The sequence below is a fragment of the Arthrobacter globiformis genome, assembly GCF_046536215.2.
Taxonomy (GTDB): Bacteria; Actinomycetota; Actinomycetes; order Actinomycetales; family Micrococcaceae; genus Arthrobacter; species Arthrobacter globiformis_E.
On sequence record NZ_CM143421.1, the window covers coordinates 3,795,849 to 3,811,722 of the forward strand.

A 15,874-nucleotide genomic window follows, 5' to 3' on the forward strand; every position below is an offset into this window, starting at 1 on the left:
CATGACTGAACGAAACGCCGCCCGCCCGCTCACCCTGGGCCGGAACGGCCGAACTCCACGGACCCTCCGCAACCGGCTCGCCTCCGCCCCGATGGAACGCAACTACGGCACCGCCGACGGGCACATCACCGAACAGTACATCGACTACCTCGTCACCCGGGCCCGGGCCGGCCTCGGCATGGTCACCACCGAAGCCACGTACGTGCGGGCCGACGGCAAGGGTCGCACCCACCAGCTCGGCCTGCATACCGACGCCATGATTCCCGGGCTGCGCAGGCTCACCGACGCCCTGCACGCGGAAGGTGCGCTGGCCGCCGTCGAACTTAACCACGGTGGCCGCACCGCCCAGACCGCCGTGTCCGGGCACAGGAACGTGGCGCCGTCGCCGGTCCCGTGCGCGGTGGCCGGCGGCGAGATTCCGCGGGAACTGACCGCGGACGAATGCCGCGAGCTCGTGGCGTCCTACGCCGCGGCCGCCCGCCGGGCCGTGGCCGCGGGCTTCGACGTGATCAACATCCACGGCGCACACGGCTACCTGATCCACCAGTTCATGTCGCCCATCTCCAACCACCGCACGGACGAGTTCGCCGCGCCGGAGCACTTCCTGAACCTGGTCATCGACGCCGTCCGCGACGCCGCCCCGGACGCCATCCTGGGCGTGCGGGTGTCCGTCATCGAGGGCCCGGCGGACGGCATCAGCGCCGAACACCAGGTGGCGATCATGGCCAAGGCGCACCTGGACCGGCTGGACTTCCTGGACCTGTCCGCCGGAAGCTACGACGCCGGCGAATGGATCGTGCAGCCCGGCGAGTGGCAACCCGGCCTGCTCCGCGACTATGCCGCGGCGTACCGGCAGTTCGGGCTGCCGCTGGGCATGGCCGGCCGGCTTAATTCGCCGGACATCATCGAAGAGGTCCTCGGCGACGGTGCCTGCGATTTCGTCAGCCTGGCCCGCGCCATCCACGCCGACCCCGCGTTTGCGGGCGGCGTCCTGCACGGCGAGTCGTACCGTCCGTGCATCGCCTGCAACGTCTGCATCGACACCCTCGGCCAGGGACAGGTCACGTGCACCGTCAACCCCGCCGTCGGGCGCTCGCGGATTCCGGTTCCGACGCCGGCCGTCCGGCCGGGTGCCCGGGTGGCCGTTGTGGGGGCCGGCCCCGCAGGCCTCACCGCCGCCCGGGAACTCGCCCAAGCGGGTGCGCAGGTCACCGTGCTCGACGGCGGTGCCCGGCTGGGCGGGCAGTTCGCCCTCGCCGAACAGATGAAATCCACTCCGGACTTCCACCGCTTCACCGACTGGTCCGCCGCCGAGAACGAGCGGCTGGGCATTGACGTCCGGCTGGGCAGGCGGGTGGATCCCGGCGACGTTGCGGCGCTCGTCCGGGAAACCGGGGCCGACGCCGTCGTGCTGGCCACCGGCGGGTCCCGGCCCGCGGCAGGCTTCCCCGGCGCCGAGCTGCCCGGCGTGACCGACGTGCGGGACTGGCTCGCCGCCCACCCGGAGGTGCTGAATTCCGACGGGAGCGGCGGCGGCGCGCCGGACGCCGTGACCATCTGGGGCGCGGACTCGGTGGCGATGAGCCTGGCTGACACGCTCGCGTCCCGCGGCACCGCGGTGCTGCTGGTGGGGCCGCAGGAGGTCCTCGCACCGGAATCCGGGCGCCGGGCAAAGATCCTGGCCGTGCCCCGGCTCGAACAGAATCCGCGGGCGCGGATCCGGCTGGGCGCCACGATCGAGGAATACGACGGCGGCCGGATCCGGATCGCCCGCACGTCCCGGGACTGTTCCGGCTCCGAATGGCTCGACGCGCCGGGGAACCTCCTGGTGTCCCGTTCCGTGCTGCCGCTGGACACTTCGGTCCCGCCGGAAGACCGTGAGGCGGACCTTGCCCGGGCGGCCGGCGTGCCGGCGGCGCTGGCCGGAACGGTGGTGGACCGGACCCCGGCCATCGCCTCCAACGCGGTGAAGAGCGGGTACGACGCGGCGCAGCGCATCGCCGCCGCGCTTGCCGCAGACCCTGCCCGACCCCTCGAACTCAGCATGAACGGAGCAGCATCATGAGCGCACCGCGCCGGCAACTGGGCCTGGCCCAACTGTCCCTCCTCAACACCGCCCCGCCGCAGCTGGTGACCGTTGCGGCGGAGGCCGGCTTCGACTTCATCGGCGCCCGCGTCCGCTCCGTCACTCCCAACGAGCGGCCCTACGACCTGCAGCCCGGATCGCCCATGCTGCGGGAGACCCTGGCCCGGATGGCCGACACCGGGGTCACGGTCCGCGACATCGAATTCCTGCTGCTGGACGGCACCGACAAGCGCGGCGCGTGGCTGGCCATGATGGCGGCCGGTCAGGCGCTGGGCGCGGCATCCCTGACGGTGGCCGCGTCCGACCCCGATCCCGCGCGCCTCGCCGACACCCTGGCGCGTATGACGGAGGACGGCCGCAGTTACGGCGTTGTCCCCACGCTGGAGCCCATCTCCTACCAGGCGGTGAACTCCATCCCGGCCGCGGTGGCCCTGGCCCGTACCTCGGGGTGCAACATCGTGGTGGACGCGCTCCACCTGAACCGTTTCGGGGCGGTCCCCGGCTCCGCGCAGTGGCGGGACTTGGAGGCCAACCTCGATCTGGTGCCGATGCTGCAGCTCTGCGACGGGCCTGCCACCCGTCCCGCTGACCGCGCGGCACTGGTGGCGGAGTCCCGCTCGGAACGCGGGGTTCCGGGCGAAGGCGGCTTCGGCCTCGCCGACCTCGTCAATGTCTTCCCCGCCGATGTTCCGGTGAGCGTGGAAGTGCCGTCGGACAGCACGGTGGCCCGGCTCGGGGAGCTGGGCTGGGCGCGGAAGCTCAAAGCTGCTGCCGACGCCGTGTTGCAGGAAGCCATGCTGCAGGAAGCGGACAACCTCTCGAAAGCAGGAACCCGGTGAGCGGAGTACTGGAAAGCGAAGCACTGGGAAGCGAAGCGTTGGGAAGCACGACGGCGGAACTGGCACCCGGCGTCGTCATTCCCCTGATCGGACTGGGGACCTGGCCGATGACCGGCGAGGAAGCCGCCGACGCGGTGGACCGCGCCATCGGCAACGGGTACCGGCACATCGACACGGCCGAAAACTACGGCAACGAGGAGGCCGTGGGGGAGGGGATCCGGCGCAGCGGCATCGCCCGCGGGGACCTGTTCCTCACCACGAAATTCAACAGGCAGTGGCACGGCCGGAGAGGCGTGCGCGAGGCCTTCGGCGCGGCAACCAGGCGGCTCGGCACCGAGTACCTGGACCTCTTCCTGGTCCACTGGCCGAATCCTGCCGACGGCCGGTTCGTCGAGGCGGCGGAGGGGCTCATCGAGCTGACGCAGGAGGGGCTGATCAGGTGCTGGGGCGTCTCCAACTTCAAGCCGGCCCACCTGCGGGAGCTGCAGGCAGCAGGCCTGAAAGCACCTATCAACCAGGTGCAGATCGATCCCGAAACCCAGCAGCCGGACCAGCTCGCCTTCCACCGGGGGCACGGCATCTTCACCACCGCCTACAGCCCGCTGGGCCGCACTGGGGGCTTCCTCTCGGACCCGGCCGTCACCGGCCCCGCCGAGGCATATGGCAAGACGCCGGCGCAGGTGGTCCTCCGCTGGCAGGTCCAGTCCGGACGGGCGGCGATCCCCAAGTCGGCCGATGACCGGCGGCAGCGCGAAAACCTCGACGTCTTCGGCTTCGCCCTCACCGGGGCGGAAATGGCCGGCATCGATGCCCTGGACACGGGCGCGCCGCCGCGGCTGGACTCGGACGACTTCGGACACTGAAAGAACTACTGGAGCAAGAGATGACTTTCCCGACTGATGGAACACCAACCCCCGCTGCCCTGGACTGCGACACCCTGGACCGCGCCATCCTGGACTGTGACGTCCTGGTGGTGGGCTCCGGCGCGGGCGGCCTCGCTGCCGCTGTGACGGCCGCGTACCACGGGCTGAACGTTGTGGTGGTGGAAAAGGCGGACGTCTGCGGCGGTGCCACAGCCTGGTCGGGCGGCTGGGCGTGGGCGCCGGGCAATCCGCTGGCCAGGGCGGCCGGCGTCGTGGAGGACAAGGAGTCCTTCCGCACCTACCTCCGTAGCGTCCTGGGGACCGACTACCAGGCGGACAGGGTGGACGCGTTCCTGGAGGCAGTGCCGCACATGGTGGGCTTCTTCCACCAGAGGACGTCGCTGCAGTTCGTCCCGGGCGCCAGGATCAACGACATCTACGGCGGGCTTCCCGGCGCCGGGGCCGGGCACCGCTCGGTGGGGCCCAAGCCGATGAACGCCCGGCGGATCCGCCCGGAGCTGCGCGCCAAGCTGCGGCACCAGCTGTATGAAACCTCGTTCCTCGGAATGGGCATCATGGCAGGACCGGACCTGACCAAATTCCTGTCCGCGTCCAGGGGCAATCCGCGCGGGCTCCTGCATGCGGGCTGGCGCTTCGGCCTGCACATCCTGGACCTGCTGACCCACCGGCGCAACATGCAGCTGGTCAACGGCACGGCCCTGACCGGCCGGCTGCTGCAGTCCGCGGACCGCTTCGGCGTGGACGTCCGCGTCTCCACGCCGGCCCGCCGCCTGCTGACCGACAGCGACGGCAAGGTGACGGGCGCCGTCGTCGGAACCCCCGAAGGGGAGCTGCGGATCAACGCCGCACGCGGCGTGGTCCTGGCTGCCGGGGGCTTCCCGCAGGATGTGGAGCGCCGGAAGGAGCTGTTCCCGCACACTCCCACCGGGCTCGAGCACTGGACGCTGGCGCCTGCGGAGGCCAGCGGCGACGGCATCAGCCTGGGCCAGTCCGTGGGTGCCCGCTTCCGGGCAGACGTGAAATCCGCGGCCGCTTGGTGCCCGGTGTCCTTGGTGCCGTACCGCAATGGACGTACCGGAACGTTCCCGCACATCATGGACCGCGCCAAGCCGGGCAGCATCGGCGTGCTGCGCAGCGGGAAGCGGTTCGTCAACGAGGCCAACGGGTACTACGACTACGTGGCGGCGATGCTGGCGGCAACGCCTGCGGGGGAGCAGGCGGAGGCCTGGCAGATCGCCGACTCGCGCTTTGTGCGACGCTTCCCGCTGGGCATGGCCAAGCCGCTGCCCGTGCCGCTCTTCCCCTACCTGCGCTCCGGCTATCTGAAGAAGGGCCGCACCCTCGAGGAGCTCGCGGCCCGCTGCGGCATCGATCCCGCCGGGCTGCGGGAGACGGTGGAGCGGTTCAACCGCCATGCGGCCGACGGCGCGGACCCGGACTTCGGCCGCGGCTCCACGCCCTTCAACCGCTACGGCGGGGACGCCACGGTGCAGCCGAACCCGTCGCTGGGTCCCATCGAGAAGGGCCCGTTCTATGCCGTGCGCGTGGTGCCGGGCAGCTTCGGGACGTTCGCCGGGCTGGACGTGGACGGCCGCTCCCGCGCCCTGGACGAGGCCGGCAGGCCGATCCCGGGCCTGTACGTCGCCGGCAATGACCAGGCCAGCGTGATGGGCGGGCACTATCCTGCCGGGGGCATCAACCTCGGCCCGGCCCTCGCGTTCGGCTACGTCGCCGGCCGCGACCTTGCCGCCGCCGTGGAGTACGAGGATGACGGGTCGGTGCCTGCGGAAATTGCTGAGTCAGCCCATTGACAGCCCTTCCCGGCAGTCATATCCTACAACCAAATGGTTGTAGATCAGCTTAGCAATGCCGAACTCGACCGCCTCTTCCAGGCGTTCGCGGACACCACCCGGCGGGACATCATGCGCCGGGTGACGGTGGGCGAGTATTCGGTGAGCGGCCTGGCGGCCCTCTACGCCATGAGCTTTGCCGCCGTTCAAAAGCACGTGGCGGTGTTGGAGCGCGCCTCCCTGGTTACCAAGGAAAAGCGCGGAAGGGAGCAGATCGTGCGGGGCAACCACGACGGCCTGGAGAAGGCCCGCCGGCTGCTTGACGAGTACGAGGCGATCTGGCGGCAGCGCGTCGCCCGGATCGCAGACATCCTGGCTGAAGAGTAGGACTGGCTGAAGAATTAGGAAGGGTCCGGCAATGACGGTTATCAGTTCCACCAAGAATCCCGAGGCGCTCAGCTTCACCCTCGTGGCAGAGTTCGACGCCGACGTGAAGCGCGTCTGGCAGATCTGGGAAGACCCGCGGCAGCTCGAGCGCTGGTGGGGCCCGCCCACCTATCCGGCGACGTTCAGCCACTACGAGTTCACCCCCGGCGGCGAGGCTTCGTATTACATGACCGGCCCGGACGGCGAGAAACCCCGCGGCTGGTGGCGCATCACCGACATCCAGGCCCCTAACCGGCTTGAGTTCGACGACGGGTTCGCCGATGACAACGGTGCGCCGGTGGAGGCCGTGGGCGCCGCGCACGCGACGGTCACGCTGGAGGACATCGGCGGCCGCACCCGGATGACCGTCCAGTCCGTCTTCGAGTCCGAAGAGCAGATGAACCAGATGATGGAGATGGGCATGGAGGAGGGAATGAAGGAGGCCGCCGGACAGATCGACGCCCTCCTGGCCGAGCCCGCCCGCGCCTGAGGCTTTTCGGGGATTTCAGCGCAAAAGCAAGAGGACGACGGCGGGAATGTCCCGTCGTCGTCCTCTTGCGTTGTGTCCGGGGTGCTGGCTAGAGGCCCGCGGTGTTCAGGCTGAGCGTGAAGGTGTTCGGGCCGGTCAGGTGGACCGCAACGTCATTCTTGTGGGCGTTCGCCCGGCTCGAAAAATCGTGCACCAGCGACTCCAGCGTGTGGTCCACTGCGGAACGGTCCCAGATCTTGATCGTCATTGATTCAGCGTTGTCAAAGGTCATTTCTCAGTGCTTTCGTGTCTGGGCAAGGCGCCTATGCGATGCCGCGGAACAGGACAGCCCAGGAACGCTCGGAGGCCTTAGGCAGCTCGACGAGCTCACCGGTTTGGCCTCATTGCGTCCACCAGGATTTTGTTGTGTTTGAACTTCTAAACCATTTGGAGAAAAACGTATTCCCTCGTGGTTCCATTCCATGATGCACAGGCCTGGGAAGGCATTTCAAACGATTTGACCCGAAACGGCGGGTGAGGTTTGCCACATAGAGGGTTACAGTGCTAGCCCTCGGCGAGGACGGCGATGGCGCGGCGGCCCAGGCTGCCCACCACGTGGCGCTGCATGATCTCGCGGGCCCGGGCGGCATCGCCGGACACCACCGCGTCGGCGATTTCCATGTGCTCCTCGCGGACGCGCTTGCGGTCCTTCTCGGAGTCCTTCTGGCTCTGCAGGCCGATCTGGCGGTACCGGTCCGCCTTGTCCCACAGGCCCTCCAGGATCCCGATCAGCAGCGGGTTGTGCGAGGCCTTGTACACGGCGCGGTGGAACTCACGGTGCGCCGTCATGGCATCAAGGTCCGCGGCGTCGTGCAATGGGGTCAGCTGCTTCAGCGCCGCCTGGATGTCCTCGATGTCGGCGGGCGTCCGGCTCTCCGCCGCCAGTCCGGTGGCCAGCGGGTCCAGGTTTTCGCGGAGCACATACAGGTCGCGGGCCTCGTCGGCGGTGAGGGACGCGACCCGGGCGTCGCGGTGGGACTCCAGCTGCACGAGGCCCTCGGCGGCGAGCCGGCGCAGCGCCTCGCGCAGCGGAGTGGTGCTCACTCCGATCTCGTGGGCGAGCTGGGCCTGGCTGAGCACCGAACCGTGGCTGATCTCCCCGGTCAGGATCCGGCGGCGCAGTTCCTCGTAGGCATACGCGCTCTTGGTCAGTGCTACGGGTAGCTGTGCCACCGGATGCTCCCTTCGAAAGGCTTGACTATAGGTTATAACCTATAACAGTTGACCGTTCCTTTCAGAAAGCAAACAATGGGTATCTCCGCCACCGCGAGCTCGGATTCTTGCCTCAACACACTCTCCGTCAACGGCGAGATCCTGCAGGCCGTGGACATCGAAAGTGCCTTCGGCACAGGGTTTGACCGGCTGCCGGTGGTTCTCCGGCTGCTGGCGGAGAACGTACAGCGGAACATGGCCGGCCGGGAGCGGGAGCAGGCCATGGATGCCCTGCGGAACTGGCTGGCCACAGGCACCAGCACGGCCGAAATCGAGTTCCTGCCCACCCGGGTGCTGATGCACGACACCACCAGCACGCCAGCCCTGGTGGACATCGCGGCCATGCGGGACACCCTCGCCGAGGCCGGGGCGGACCCCATGGCCCTGAACCCGCTGCTGCGCGTGGACGTGTCCATCGACCATTCGCTGGCAGTCGAGGAATACGGCCGCTCCGACGCGGCGGCACGGAACATCAAGCACGAGATCCGCCGGAACCGGGAGCGCTACCAGTTCCTCAAATGGGCATCGAAGGCCATGAACGGCGTGCACATCAACCCGCCGGGCACCGGCATCATGCACACCATCAACCTCGAGCAGCTGGCCACCGTGGTGACCACCATCGAGCGGGACGGCGTCCGCTGGGCGGTGCCGGACATGATGGTGGGCACCGACAGCCACACCCCGATGATCAACGGCCTCGGCGTCCTGGGCTGGGGCGTCGGCGGACTGGAGGCGCAGACAGTGATGTTCGGGATGCCGGCCACGCTGCGCATCCCCGACGTCGTCGGCGTCCGCCTGGCCGGTGAGCTGGCGCCCGGCACCCTCGCCACGGACCTGGCGCTGGCCGTCACCCAGCGGCTGCGCCAGGCGGGCGTCACCGGCGAATTCGTCGAGTTCTTCGGCCCCGGCGCCTCCACACTGACCGTGGGCGAGCGCGCCGTCGTGGCAAACATGGCGCCCGAGTACGGCGCCACCACCGGCTACTTCCCGATCGACGGTCACGTCCTCGACTACCTCGCCGGAACCGGACGCAGCGCCGAACAGACGCGGCTGGTCGAGGCGTACGCCCGGCAGGCAGGCCTCTGGTTCGACCCCGAAGCAGCGCCGATCTACACCAGGGTCATCGATATCGACCTGTCCGCGGTCGAAATGCACGCCGCCGGCCCGCGCCGTCCGCAGGACCTCCTGCCGTACGGCGGGATCCGCAAGGCTCTCGAACAGGAGGCGGGCCCGGCCCGCGCCGGGGCCGGAACTACGCCGGGCGACGGCGGCCTGCCGGACTTCCCGGTGGCACTGGCCGCCATCACCAGCTGCACCAACACCTCGGACCCGCGGCTGCTCGTCGCCGCCGGACTGCTTGCCCGCAATGCGCGCAACCGCGGGCTGACCGTGCCGGACTGGGTCAAGACCTCGCTGGCCCCGGGCTCACCCGCGGCCGCCAGCTACCTGAAACGGGCCGGGCTCACCGACGACCTCGCCTCCGTCGGGTTCGACATCGTGGGGTTCGGCTGCACCACCTGCATCGGCAACCCCGGCCCGCTGACGCCCGTGATCGCCAGGGCCCAGGCCGACGGCGTGAGCGAACCCGTGGCCATCCTGTCCGGCAACCGCAATTTCCCGGGCCGTGTGCACCCCGACCTCGAGCTCAGCTTCATCATGTCGCCCCCGCTGGTGGTGGCGTTCGCCCTGGCAGGCGACGCGAAGCGCGACCTCAGCGCGGAACCCGTGCAGCAGGCCGCGGACGGCACTCCGGTCTACCTCACCGACCTGTGGCCGACCCGCGACGAAATCGACGCCTTCGTGGCCAAGGCCAACGACCCCGCCGATTTCCGCCGCGACTTCGCCATCGCCAGCCGCGACCCGCAGTGGAAGCGGGTGGAGGCACCGGACGGGGCGCAGTACCCGTGGGATGACGCCTCCACCATCCTCCGCCGCCCCCCGTTCGCCGCCATGACCGAGGGCAGCCTCCTGGGCACGTTCACCGCCCATCCGCTTCTGGTGCTCGGCGACGACATCACCACCGACCACATCTCCCCGGCCAGCGCCATCCCGCCGGCCAGCGGCGTAGCGGACTTCCTGGTGGACCTGGGCGAGGACCGGGGCGACCTCAACGTCTTCGCCTCCCGCCGCGGCAACTGGGAGGTCATGGTCCGCGGCGCCTTCCACAACAAGTCGGTACGGAACCTGCTGCAGCCCGAGGCGCCGGTGGCGCACACCGTCCACGCGCCGTCGAACGAAACCCTGCCCATCTGGGACGCCGCGAAGCGGTACCGGGACGCGGGCGACTCCGTGGTGATGGTGGCCGGTGAACGGTACGGCATGGGCTCGTCCCGGGACTGGGCCGCCAAGGCCCAGCGGCTGCTGGGCGTCCGCGCGGTCATCGCCGCCAGTTTTGAACGGATCCACCGCTCCAACCTCGTCGGCATGGGCATCCTTCCGCTCGTCCTGCCGGCGGACATGAGGGGGAAGCTCCTCAGCCTCGCGCCCGGCGACCGGATCGCGCTCGACGCCCCCGCGGAGCGCCTCCGGCCCCGCGCCGGGATCGCCGCCGCGATTGTGCGCGCGGACGGCAGCCGGGAGGAGTTCACCGCAACGGCCGCGGTGGAGACGGGGCTGGAGTGCGACCTCCTCGCCGTCGGCGGCGTCATCCCCATGATCCTGCGCAGGACGCTGGCCGGCTAAAGCGAAGGTAAAGGGGACGACGGCGGGAGGTCCCGCCGTCGTCCTCTTTACCTTGAGCGCCGTGCCCGGCTTAGCCGATCACCGCCAGGACCGAGCCGGCGGTGATCACGTCGCCGGCTCCGGCGGCGACGCCGGAGAGGACGCCGCCACGGTGGGCGGGGACGCTGGTCTCCATCTTCATGGCCTCCAGGACCACCACGGGATCGCCGGCGGCCACCTCGGCGCCCGGCTCCACGAGCCACTTCACCACGGTGCCGCTCATGGCGGCGCGGAGTTCCGCCGGGTCAGCGGCAGCGCCGTCGGGCGAGCCGCCGTCGGAGGGGCCGGCAGCTGCGGTGCCGAGGCCGGCGGGAAGCGCCTGGCCCGAGCGTGCCCAACCGTCCAGCAGGTCAGCCGGCAGCCCGACGGCGAGCCGGCGGCCGTCCACGTCCACCGTGATGGTGCGCCGGCGGCCATCGGGGCCGGCGGGGCTGAAGCCGGGGTCCGCCGGGATGTGGTCCGCGAAGTCCGTTTCGATCCAGCGGGTGTGCACGTCCAGGGCGTCCTCGGAGGTGAAGTCCGGAGCCGCTACCACCGCGCGGTGAAACGGGAGAACGGTGGCCACGCCGCCGATGCTGATTTCGGCCAAGGCGCGGCGGGCACGGCGCAGCGCCTGCTGGCGGTCGGCGCCGGTGACGATCAGCTTCGCCAGCAGCGAATCGAACTGCGGCGCCACGAAGGAACCGGAGTGGACTCCGGTGTCCAGCCGGATGCCGGGGCCGGTGGGTGCGGTGAACTCGCTGACGGTGCCGGGGGAGGGCAGGAAGCCGCGCCCCACGTCCTCGGCGTTGATCCTGAATTCAAACGCATGGCCGCGCGGGTCGGGATCCTCGGTGAAGCGGAGCGGTTCTCCGGCGGCGATCCGGAACTGTTCCTGGACCAGGTCGATCCCGGTGGTTTCCTCGGTGATGGGGTGTTCCACCTGCAGCCGCGTGTTCACCTCGAGGAAGGCGACCGTGCCGTCGGCGGCGACCAGGAACTCCACCGTCCCCGCGCCCGAGTAGCCGGCTTCCCGGCAAACTGCCTTGGCGGCGTCGTAAATCTGGGTCCGCTGCCCGTCGCTGAGGAACGGGGCCGGCGCTTCCTCCACAAGCTTCTGGTGGCGGCGCTGGAGGGAGCAGTCCCGGGTTCCGACGACGATGACGTTGCCGTGGGTATCGGCCAGCACCTGCGCTTCGACGTGGCGCGGCCGGTCCAGGTAGCGCTCCACGAAACATTCGCCGCGGCCGAAGGCGGCCACGGCCTCACGCACGGCGGAATCGAAGGCCTCCTCCACCTCCTCCAGGTTCCGGACCACCTTCAGGCCGCGCCCGCCGCCGCCGAACGCTGCCTTGATGGCGATCGGAAGCCCGTGCTCCTCCGCGAAGGCGCGGGCCTCGGCGGCGGATTCCACCGGCCCGTCGCTGCCGGCCACGAGCGGGGCGCCGGCGCGGACAGCGATCTCCCGGGCCGTGATCTTGTTGCCGAGCTGCCGGATGGCCTCCGGCGACGGCCCGATCCACGCGAGTCCGGCATCCAGCACGGCCTGCGCGAAGTCCGCGTTCTCGGACAGGAAACCGTACCCGGGATGGACCGCATCCGCTCCGGACGCGGCTGCGGCGCCGAGGAGCTTTTCGATGTCCAGGTAGGTGTCCGCCGGGGAGTTGCCGCCGAGGCTGTACGCCTCGTCAGCGGCGGAAACGTGCATGGCGTCGGCGTCGATGTCTGCATACACTGCCACGGAGGCCAGCTGTGCGTCGTCGCAGGCCCGGGCGATCCGGACGGCGATTTCGCCGCGGTTGGCGATGAGGACCTTGCGCATCAGTTACTCGCTTTTCTTGGTGAAGTCTGTTGGGGTGAAGTCTGTTTGGGGGCGATGCGGAAGCGGAGGCTTCCGCCGATCGGGACCTGCGCGGCCAGGTCCAGCTGGTGGTCCACCACCACGCCGATCACCGGGTAGCCGCCGGTGATGGGATGGTCGGCGAGGAACAGGACGGGAAGGCCCTCCGGCGGCATCTGGATGGCACCCGCCACCGTTCCTTCGCTGGGCAGCTCTCCGGTGCGGCTGCGTTCCAGCGGTGTTCCCTGCAGCCGCATGCCCACGCGGTTGGACTCCGGCTTGACCGTCCAGTCCTGGGCGCAGAGGGAGTCAAGGGCGGCCTGGTCGAACCAGTCCGCGCGCGGGCCCGGGACGATGTCCAGCACCGTGACCCCGCCGCTCGGATAGTCAGGCTGGATTTCCGGACTGCCCACAACGCCGGACTCGGCCGCGCTGCCGGACGGCAGCAGCTGGCCGGCCGCCAGCGGCTTCGGCCCGATCCCGGACATCGTGTCCGTGGAGCGGCTGCCCAGGACCGCCGGGACATCCACGCCGCCGCGGACCGCCACGTAACTGCGGAAACCGGCGTCGGGAACCCCGATGGTGAGGATTTCGCCGTCCAGGAGGGCGAATGGCGCGGCTACCGGAACGGTGCGCTGCCGGTCGTCCGTATCGCCGCCCTCCTCATCGGAAGAGGCCGACGGCGTCACGACAGTCAGTGCCGACGGCGCCCCCGCGACGGCCACAACCTGGTCGCCGACGGCCTGGACCCTGAGCCCGCCGGCGACGGTCTCGATGGCGGCGGCCGACGGCGCGTTCCCGACGAGGCGGTTCGCCCGGCGGAGCGAGGCCCGGTCCAGCGCTCCGGCTGCGGAGACGCCGAGGGCAGAATGCCCCTGCCGGCCAAGGTCCTCGATGAGGCTGTGGATTCCGGGCGCCAGGACGCGGAGCCCTGACGTGGTTGCCGGGACTGCCTGGCTGCCGTTTTTCTCAGTGTCCGGGCGCCGGCCTTCGTGGCCTGCCATTTGGACCACATCGCGGACCGCGCGGAACTGGACCCGGTGCCCCGGGCTGGCCAGGGCCGGCTCGGGGCGGTCGAGGTCCCACATCTTTGCTCCGGTGCGGCCGATCAGCTGCCAGCCGCCGGGCGACTTGCGCGGGTAGACGGCCGAGTAGTTTCCGGCCAATGCCACCGATCCCGCCGGGACCGCGGTGCGCGGGGAGCTCCGGCGCGGAACTTCCAGCGACTGGTTCTCGCCCACCATGTAGCCGAAGCCGGGCGCGAACCCCGCGAAGGCAACCGTCCAGACCTGGCCCGTGTGGGCCGCGATCACGCCATCGGCGCCGAGGCCGGTCAGCTGTCCCACTTCGGCGAGATCCTCGCCGTCGTACACCGTGTCTATGACCACCAGACCGCCCGCCTGTTCGGCGGGTGCCGTGAGGTCCAGCTCCAGGAGGGCCTGCCCGATCCGCCGTGCGGCGGCCGGGGATTCGGCCCTGACCATGACGGTTTCGGCGGCGGCCAGGACATCCTGCTGGCCCGGCAACGGAGATTCGAGCAGCGCGGCCTGCAGAGCGAGCACGTCCTGCGTTCCGGACACTACGGCGAGGACCGTGCGTGTTCCCACCGGCCGCACGGCGCGCACCCTGCCGGGGCGGGCGGATGGCGCGGCGGGCGTGGGGTCATTGGTGTCTGCCATCGGGTCCTGGATCCGTCGCTTCATGCTGGACAGTCGCTTCATGCTAGACGAAGGCCTTGATGGTGATGCCGGCGGCGTCGAGCGCGCGCTTCACGGCCACGGCCATGGCCACCGCGCCCGGGGAATCCCCGTGGACGCATACGGATTCGGCGTTGATTTTCAGCGCGGAACCGTCGATCGCGCTGATGGCCTCGCCGGTGGTCATCTGCAGGACGCGGGCGGCAACCGACTCCGGGTCCTCCAGCACGGAACCCGGCTGCGAGCGCGAGGTCAGCGTGCCGTCCGGGTTGTAGGCGCGGTCCGCGAACGCCTCGGACACGGCGCGGAGGCCGGCCGCCTCCGCGAGCCGCAGCACCTCGGATCCGGGCAGGCCAAGGATGGGCAGGCCGGGATCCACCGACTTCACCGCGTCCACCACGGCGCGCGCCTGGGCGGTGTTGTGGACGATGGCGTTGTAGAGGCCGCCGTGCGGCTTCACGTAGCGGACCGTGGTGCCGGCCGTCGCGGCCAGAGCCTGCAGCGCGCCGATCTGGTAGACGACGTCGTCGGCCAGCTCGCGGGGGTCGACGTCCATGTACCGGCGGCCGAATCCGGCCAGGTCGCGGTAGCCCACGTGGGCGCCGACCACCACGCCGGCCTTGGCGGCCGCCTCGCAGGTGGACCGGATGACGCTGGGATCGCCGGCATGGAATCCGCAGGCGACGTTGGCGCTCGATACCGAGGCCATCATGGCTGCGTCGTCCCCCAGGCTCCAACGCCCGAAGGATTCACCGACGTCGCTGTTCAAATCTATTGCGTGCATTGTGACCCTCATCTCAACTCGTCCTTACACAAGGATGCACCCTTCGGCAGAAATGTTCAACAATTCAACAATCCGATTGTGGGTGGTTCGTGTAAATTCGGTGTATGGCCACAGTGAATCCGAGTGCAGGAGCATCCCGTCTTCGCGTCGCCGTGCCCGCGGTTGCCGCGCGCGTGGCCAGTGAACTCCGCCTCCAGATCGCCGAAGGCGCACTGCTGCCCGGCTCCAAGCTGAAGGAAGAAGCCCTTTCCGAGGAACTCGGGGTGTCACGCAACACCGTACGCGAGGCCTTTGCCGAGCTCGCCAGCGAGCGGCTGGTGGTCCGCCAGCCCAACCGCGGCGTCTTTGTGGCCAGCCTCGAAGCCAGCGACATCCATGACGTGTATGCCGTCCGGCGCGCCATCGAAGTCAGCGCAGTCCGGGGCGGCGGCAGCGCCGAAAGCATTGCGGCCGTGCGCGCGGCTGTCGAAGAAGGGAAGCGCGCGGCGGAGGCCGGCGATATTGAAGGGCTGGGCAGCGCCAATTCCCATTTCCATGGTGCCCTCGTGGCCATGGCCGGCAGCGAGCGCCTCAACATCATCATGTCGCAGGTGCTGGCCGAGATGAGGCTGTTCTTCCACAAGGCCTCCATCGACGGCGGTTTCTATCAGGACTACCTGTTGGAGAACGAGCAGATCTGCAAGGCGCTGGAGGCCGGGGACTACGAGCGCGCCGCCAAGCGGCTTGTGGCCTACCTCGACAAATCCGAACAGCACCAGACCGCCGTCCACTCGTCCTAGAGCGCGAGCGTACAGTTGTGGCCCTTGGGAAACGTTTCCCAAGGGCCACAACTGTACGTTCGCGCTTAATCGGCGCTGGTATCCGCCCCTTGACGGTGTGATCCAGGTCGCGTAGCCTGTTCGTCAGCTGTTGGATTGTTCAACACTTCCACAATCCAACAGAAAACCCCGTTTTCGGCGGCTGTCCGGGGGGAGCCGCCAACCAGCCCCAATGCCCGCGCCCTGTCAACGTCGCAGGCCCGGGCAGACCGGAGCACCAGCGCATCCGTGCCACAGCGGATGGGCATCCACACTCTTTCTGGAGGAAC

Annotated in this window: 13 protein-coding genes; 8 read left to right on the forward strand and 5 right to left on the reverse strand. The window is 69.7% G+C overall.

The annotated features are described in order from the left end of the window. Position 1 precedes the first annotated feature (1 nt). The 6 genes from R5O87_RS17095 to R5O87_RS17120 are packed head-to-tail and all read left to right on the forward strand — an operon-like array spanning position 2 to position 6,515. The gene (locus R5O87_RS17095; RefSeq protein WP_410556826.1) at positions 2–2,065 is read left to right on the forward strand and encodes an oxidoreductase; all 2,064 of its coding nucleotides are present in this window, start codon (positions 2–4) and stop codon (positions 2,063–2,065) included. Further along, positions 2,062–2,925 carry a sugar phosphate isomerase/epimerase family protein gene (locus R5O87_RS17100; RefSeq protein ID WP_410556828.1) on the forward strand — a complete coding sequence of 288 codons (864 nt, stop codon included), beginning with the start codon at positions 2,062–2,064 and terminating at the stop codon, positions 2,923–2,925. Before R5O87_RS17095 ends, R5O87_RS17100 begins: the two co-directional genes overlap by 4 nt. After that, positions 2,922–3,788 (forward strand): aldo/keto reductase, encoded by an 867-nt coding sequence (locus R5O87_RS17105; RefSeq protein WP_410556829.1) that lies wholly within the window; start codon positions 2,922–2,924, stop codon positions 3,786–3,788. Before R5O87_RS17100 ends, R5O87_RS17105 begins: the two co-directional genes overlap by 4 nt. A 20-nt stretch (positions 3,789–3,808) precedes the next feature. Further along, positions 3,809–5,620, forward strand: coding sequence for an FAD-dependent oxidoreductase (locus tag R5O87_RS17110; RefSeq protein ID WP_410556831.1), 1,812 nt, complete (start codon positions 3,809–3,811; stop codon positions 5,618–5,620). A 33-nt stretch (positions 5,621–5,653) separates the two neighbouring features. Beyond that, positions 5,654–5,986, forward strand: coding sequence for an ArsR/SmtB family transcription factor (locus R5O87_RS17115; RefSeq protein WP_410556832.1), 333 nt, complete (start codon positions 5,654–5,656; stop codon positions 5,984–5,986). 31 nt (positions 5,987–6,017) lie between these two features. Beyond that, positions 6,018–6,515 (forward strand): SRPBCC family protein, encoded by a 498-nt coding sequence (locus R5O87_RS17120; protein ID WP_410556833.1) that lies wholly within the window; start codon positions 6,018–6,020, stop codon positions 6,513–6,515. An 88-nt stretch (positions 6,516–6,603) separates the two neighbouring features. On the opposite strand, the gene R5O87_RS17125 is transcribed toward R5O87_RS17120, so the two are convergent. Both R5O87_RS17125 and R5O87_RS17130 read right to left on the reverse strand, forming a co-directional pair. After that, a complete protein-coding gene (locus tag R5O87_RS17125; RefSeq protein ID WP_331575490.1) occupies positions 6,604–6,786 on the reverse strand; it encodes a hypothetical protein in 183 nt (60 codons plus the stop codon). A 272-nt stretch (positions 6,787–7,058) separates the two neighbouring features. After that, the gene (locus R5O87_RS17130) at positions 7,059–7,727 is read right to left on the reverse strand and encodes a GntR family transcriptional regulator (RefSeq protein WP_410556834.1); all 669 of its coding nucleotides are present in this window, start codon (positions 7,725–7,727) and stop codon (positions 7,059–7,061) included. Between the two features lie 75 nt (positions 7,728–7,802). Here R5O87_RS17130 and acnA point away from each other — a divergent pair, with 75 nt between their 5' ends. Next, entirely contained in the window at positions 7,803–10,448 is a 2,646-nt protein-coding gene (gene acnA / locus R5O87_RS17135) for an aconitate hydratase AcnA (RefSeq protein ID WP_410556835.1), read from the forward strand. 70 nt (positions 10,449–10,518) lie between these two features. On the opposite strand, the gene R5O87_RS17140 is transcribed toward acnA, so the two are convergent. From R5O87_RS17140 to R5O87_RS17150, 3 genes are read right to left on the reverse strand one after another with little or no spacing between them, the layout of a single operon-like run. Continuing rightward, positions 10,519–12,288 (reverse strand): acetyl/propionyl/methylcrotonyl-CoA carboxylase subunit alpha, encoded by a 1,770-nt coding sequence (locus R5O87_RS17140; RefSeq protein WP_410556836.1) that lies wholly within the window; start codon positions 12,286–12,288, stop codon positions 10,519–10,521. Beyond that, a complete protein-coding gene (locus R5O87_RS17145; RefSeq protein WP_410556909.1) occupies positions 12,288–13,985 on the reverse strand; it encodes a 5-oxoprolinase subunit B/C family protein in 1,698 nt (565 codons plus the stop codon). The genes R5O87_RS17140 and R5O87_RS17145 overlap by 1 nt, the downstream gene beginning before the upstream one ends. Positions 13,986–14,028: 43 nt before the next feature. Next, positions 14,029–14,787 (reverse strand): LamB/YcsF family protein, encoded by a 759-nt coding sequence (locus tag R5O87_RS17150; protein ID WP_410556837.1) that lies wholly within the window; start codon positions 14,785–14,787, stop codon positions 14,029–14,031. A gap of 104 nt (positions 14,788–14,891) precedes the next feature. Here R5O87_RS17150 and R5O87_RS17155 point away from each other — a divergent pair, with 104 nt between their 5' ends. After that, positions 14,892–15,566, forward strand: a complete 675-nt coding sequence (locus tag R5O87_RS17155) for a GntR family transcriptional regulator (protein WP_410556838.1) — start codon at positions 14,892–14,894, stop codon at positions 15,564–15,566. Positions 15,567–15,874: the final 308 nt, after the last annotated feature.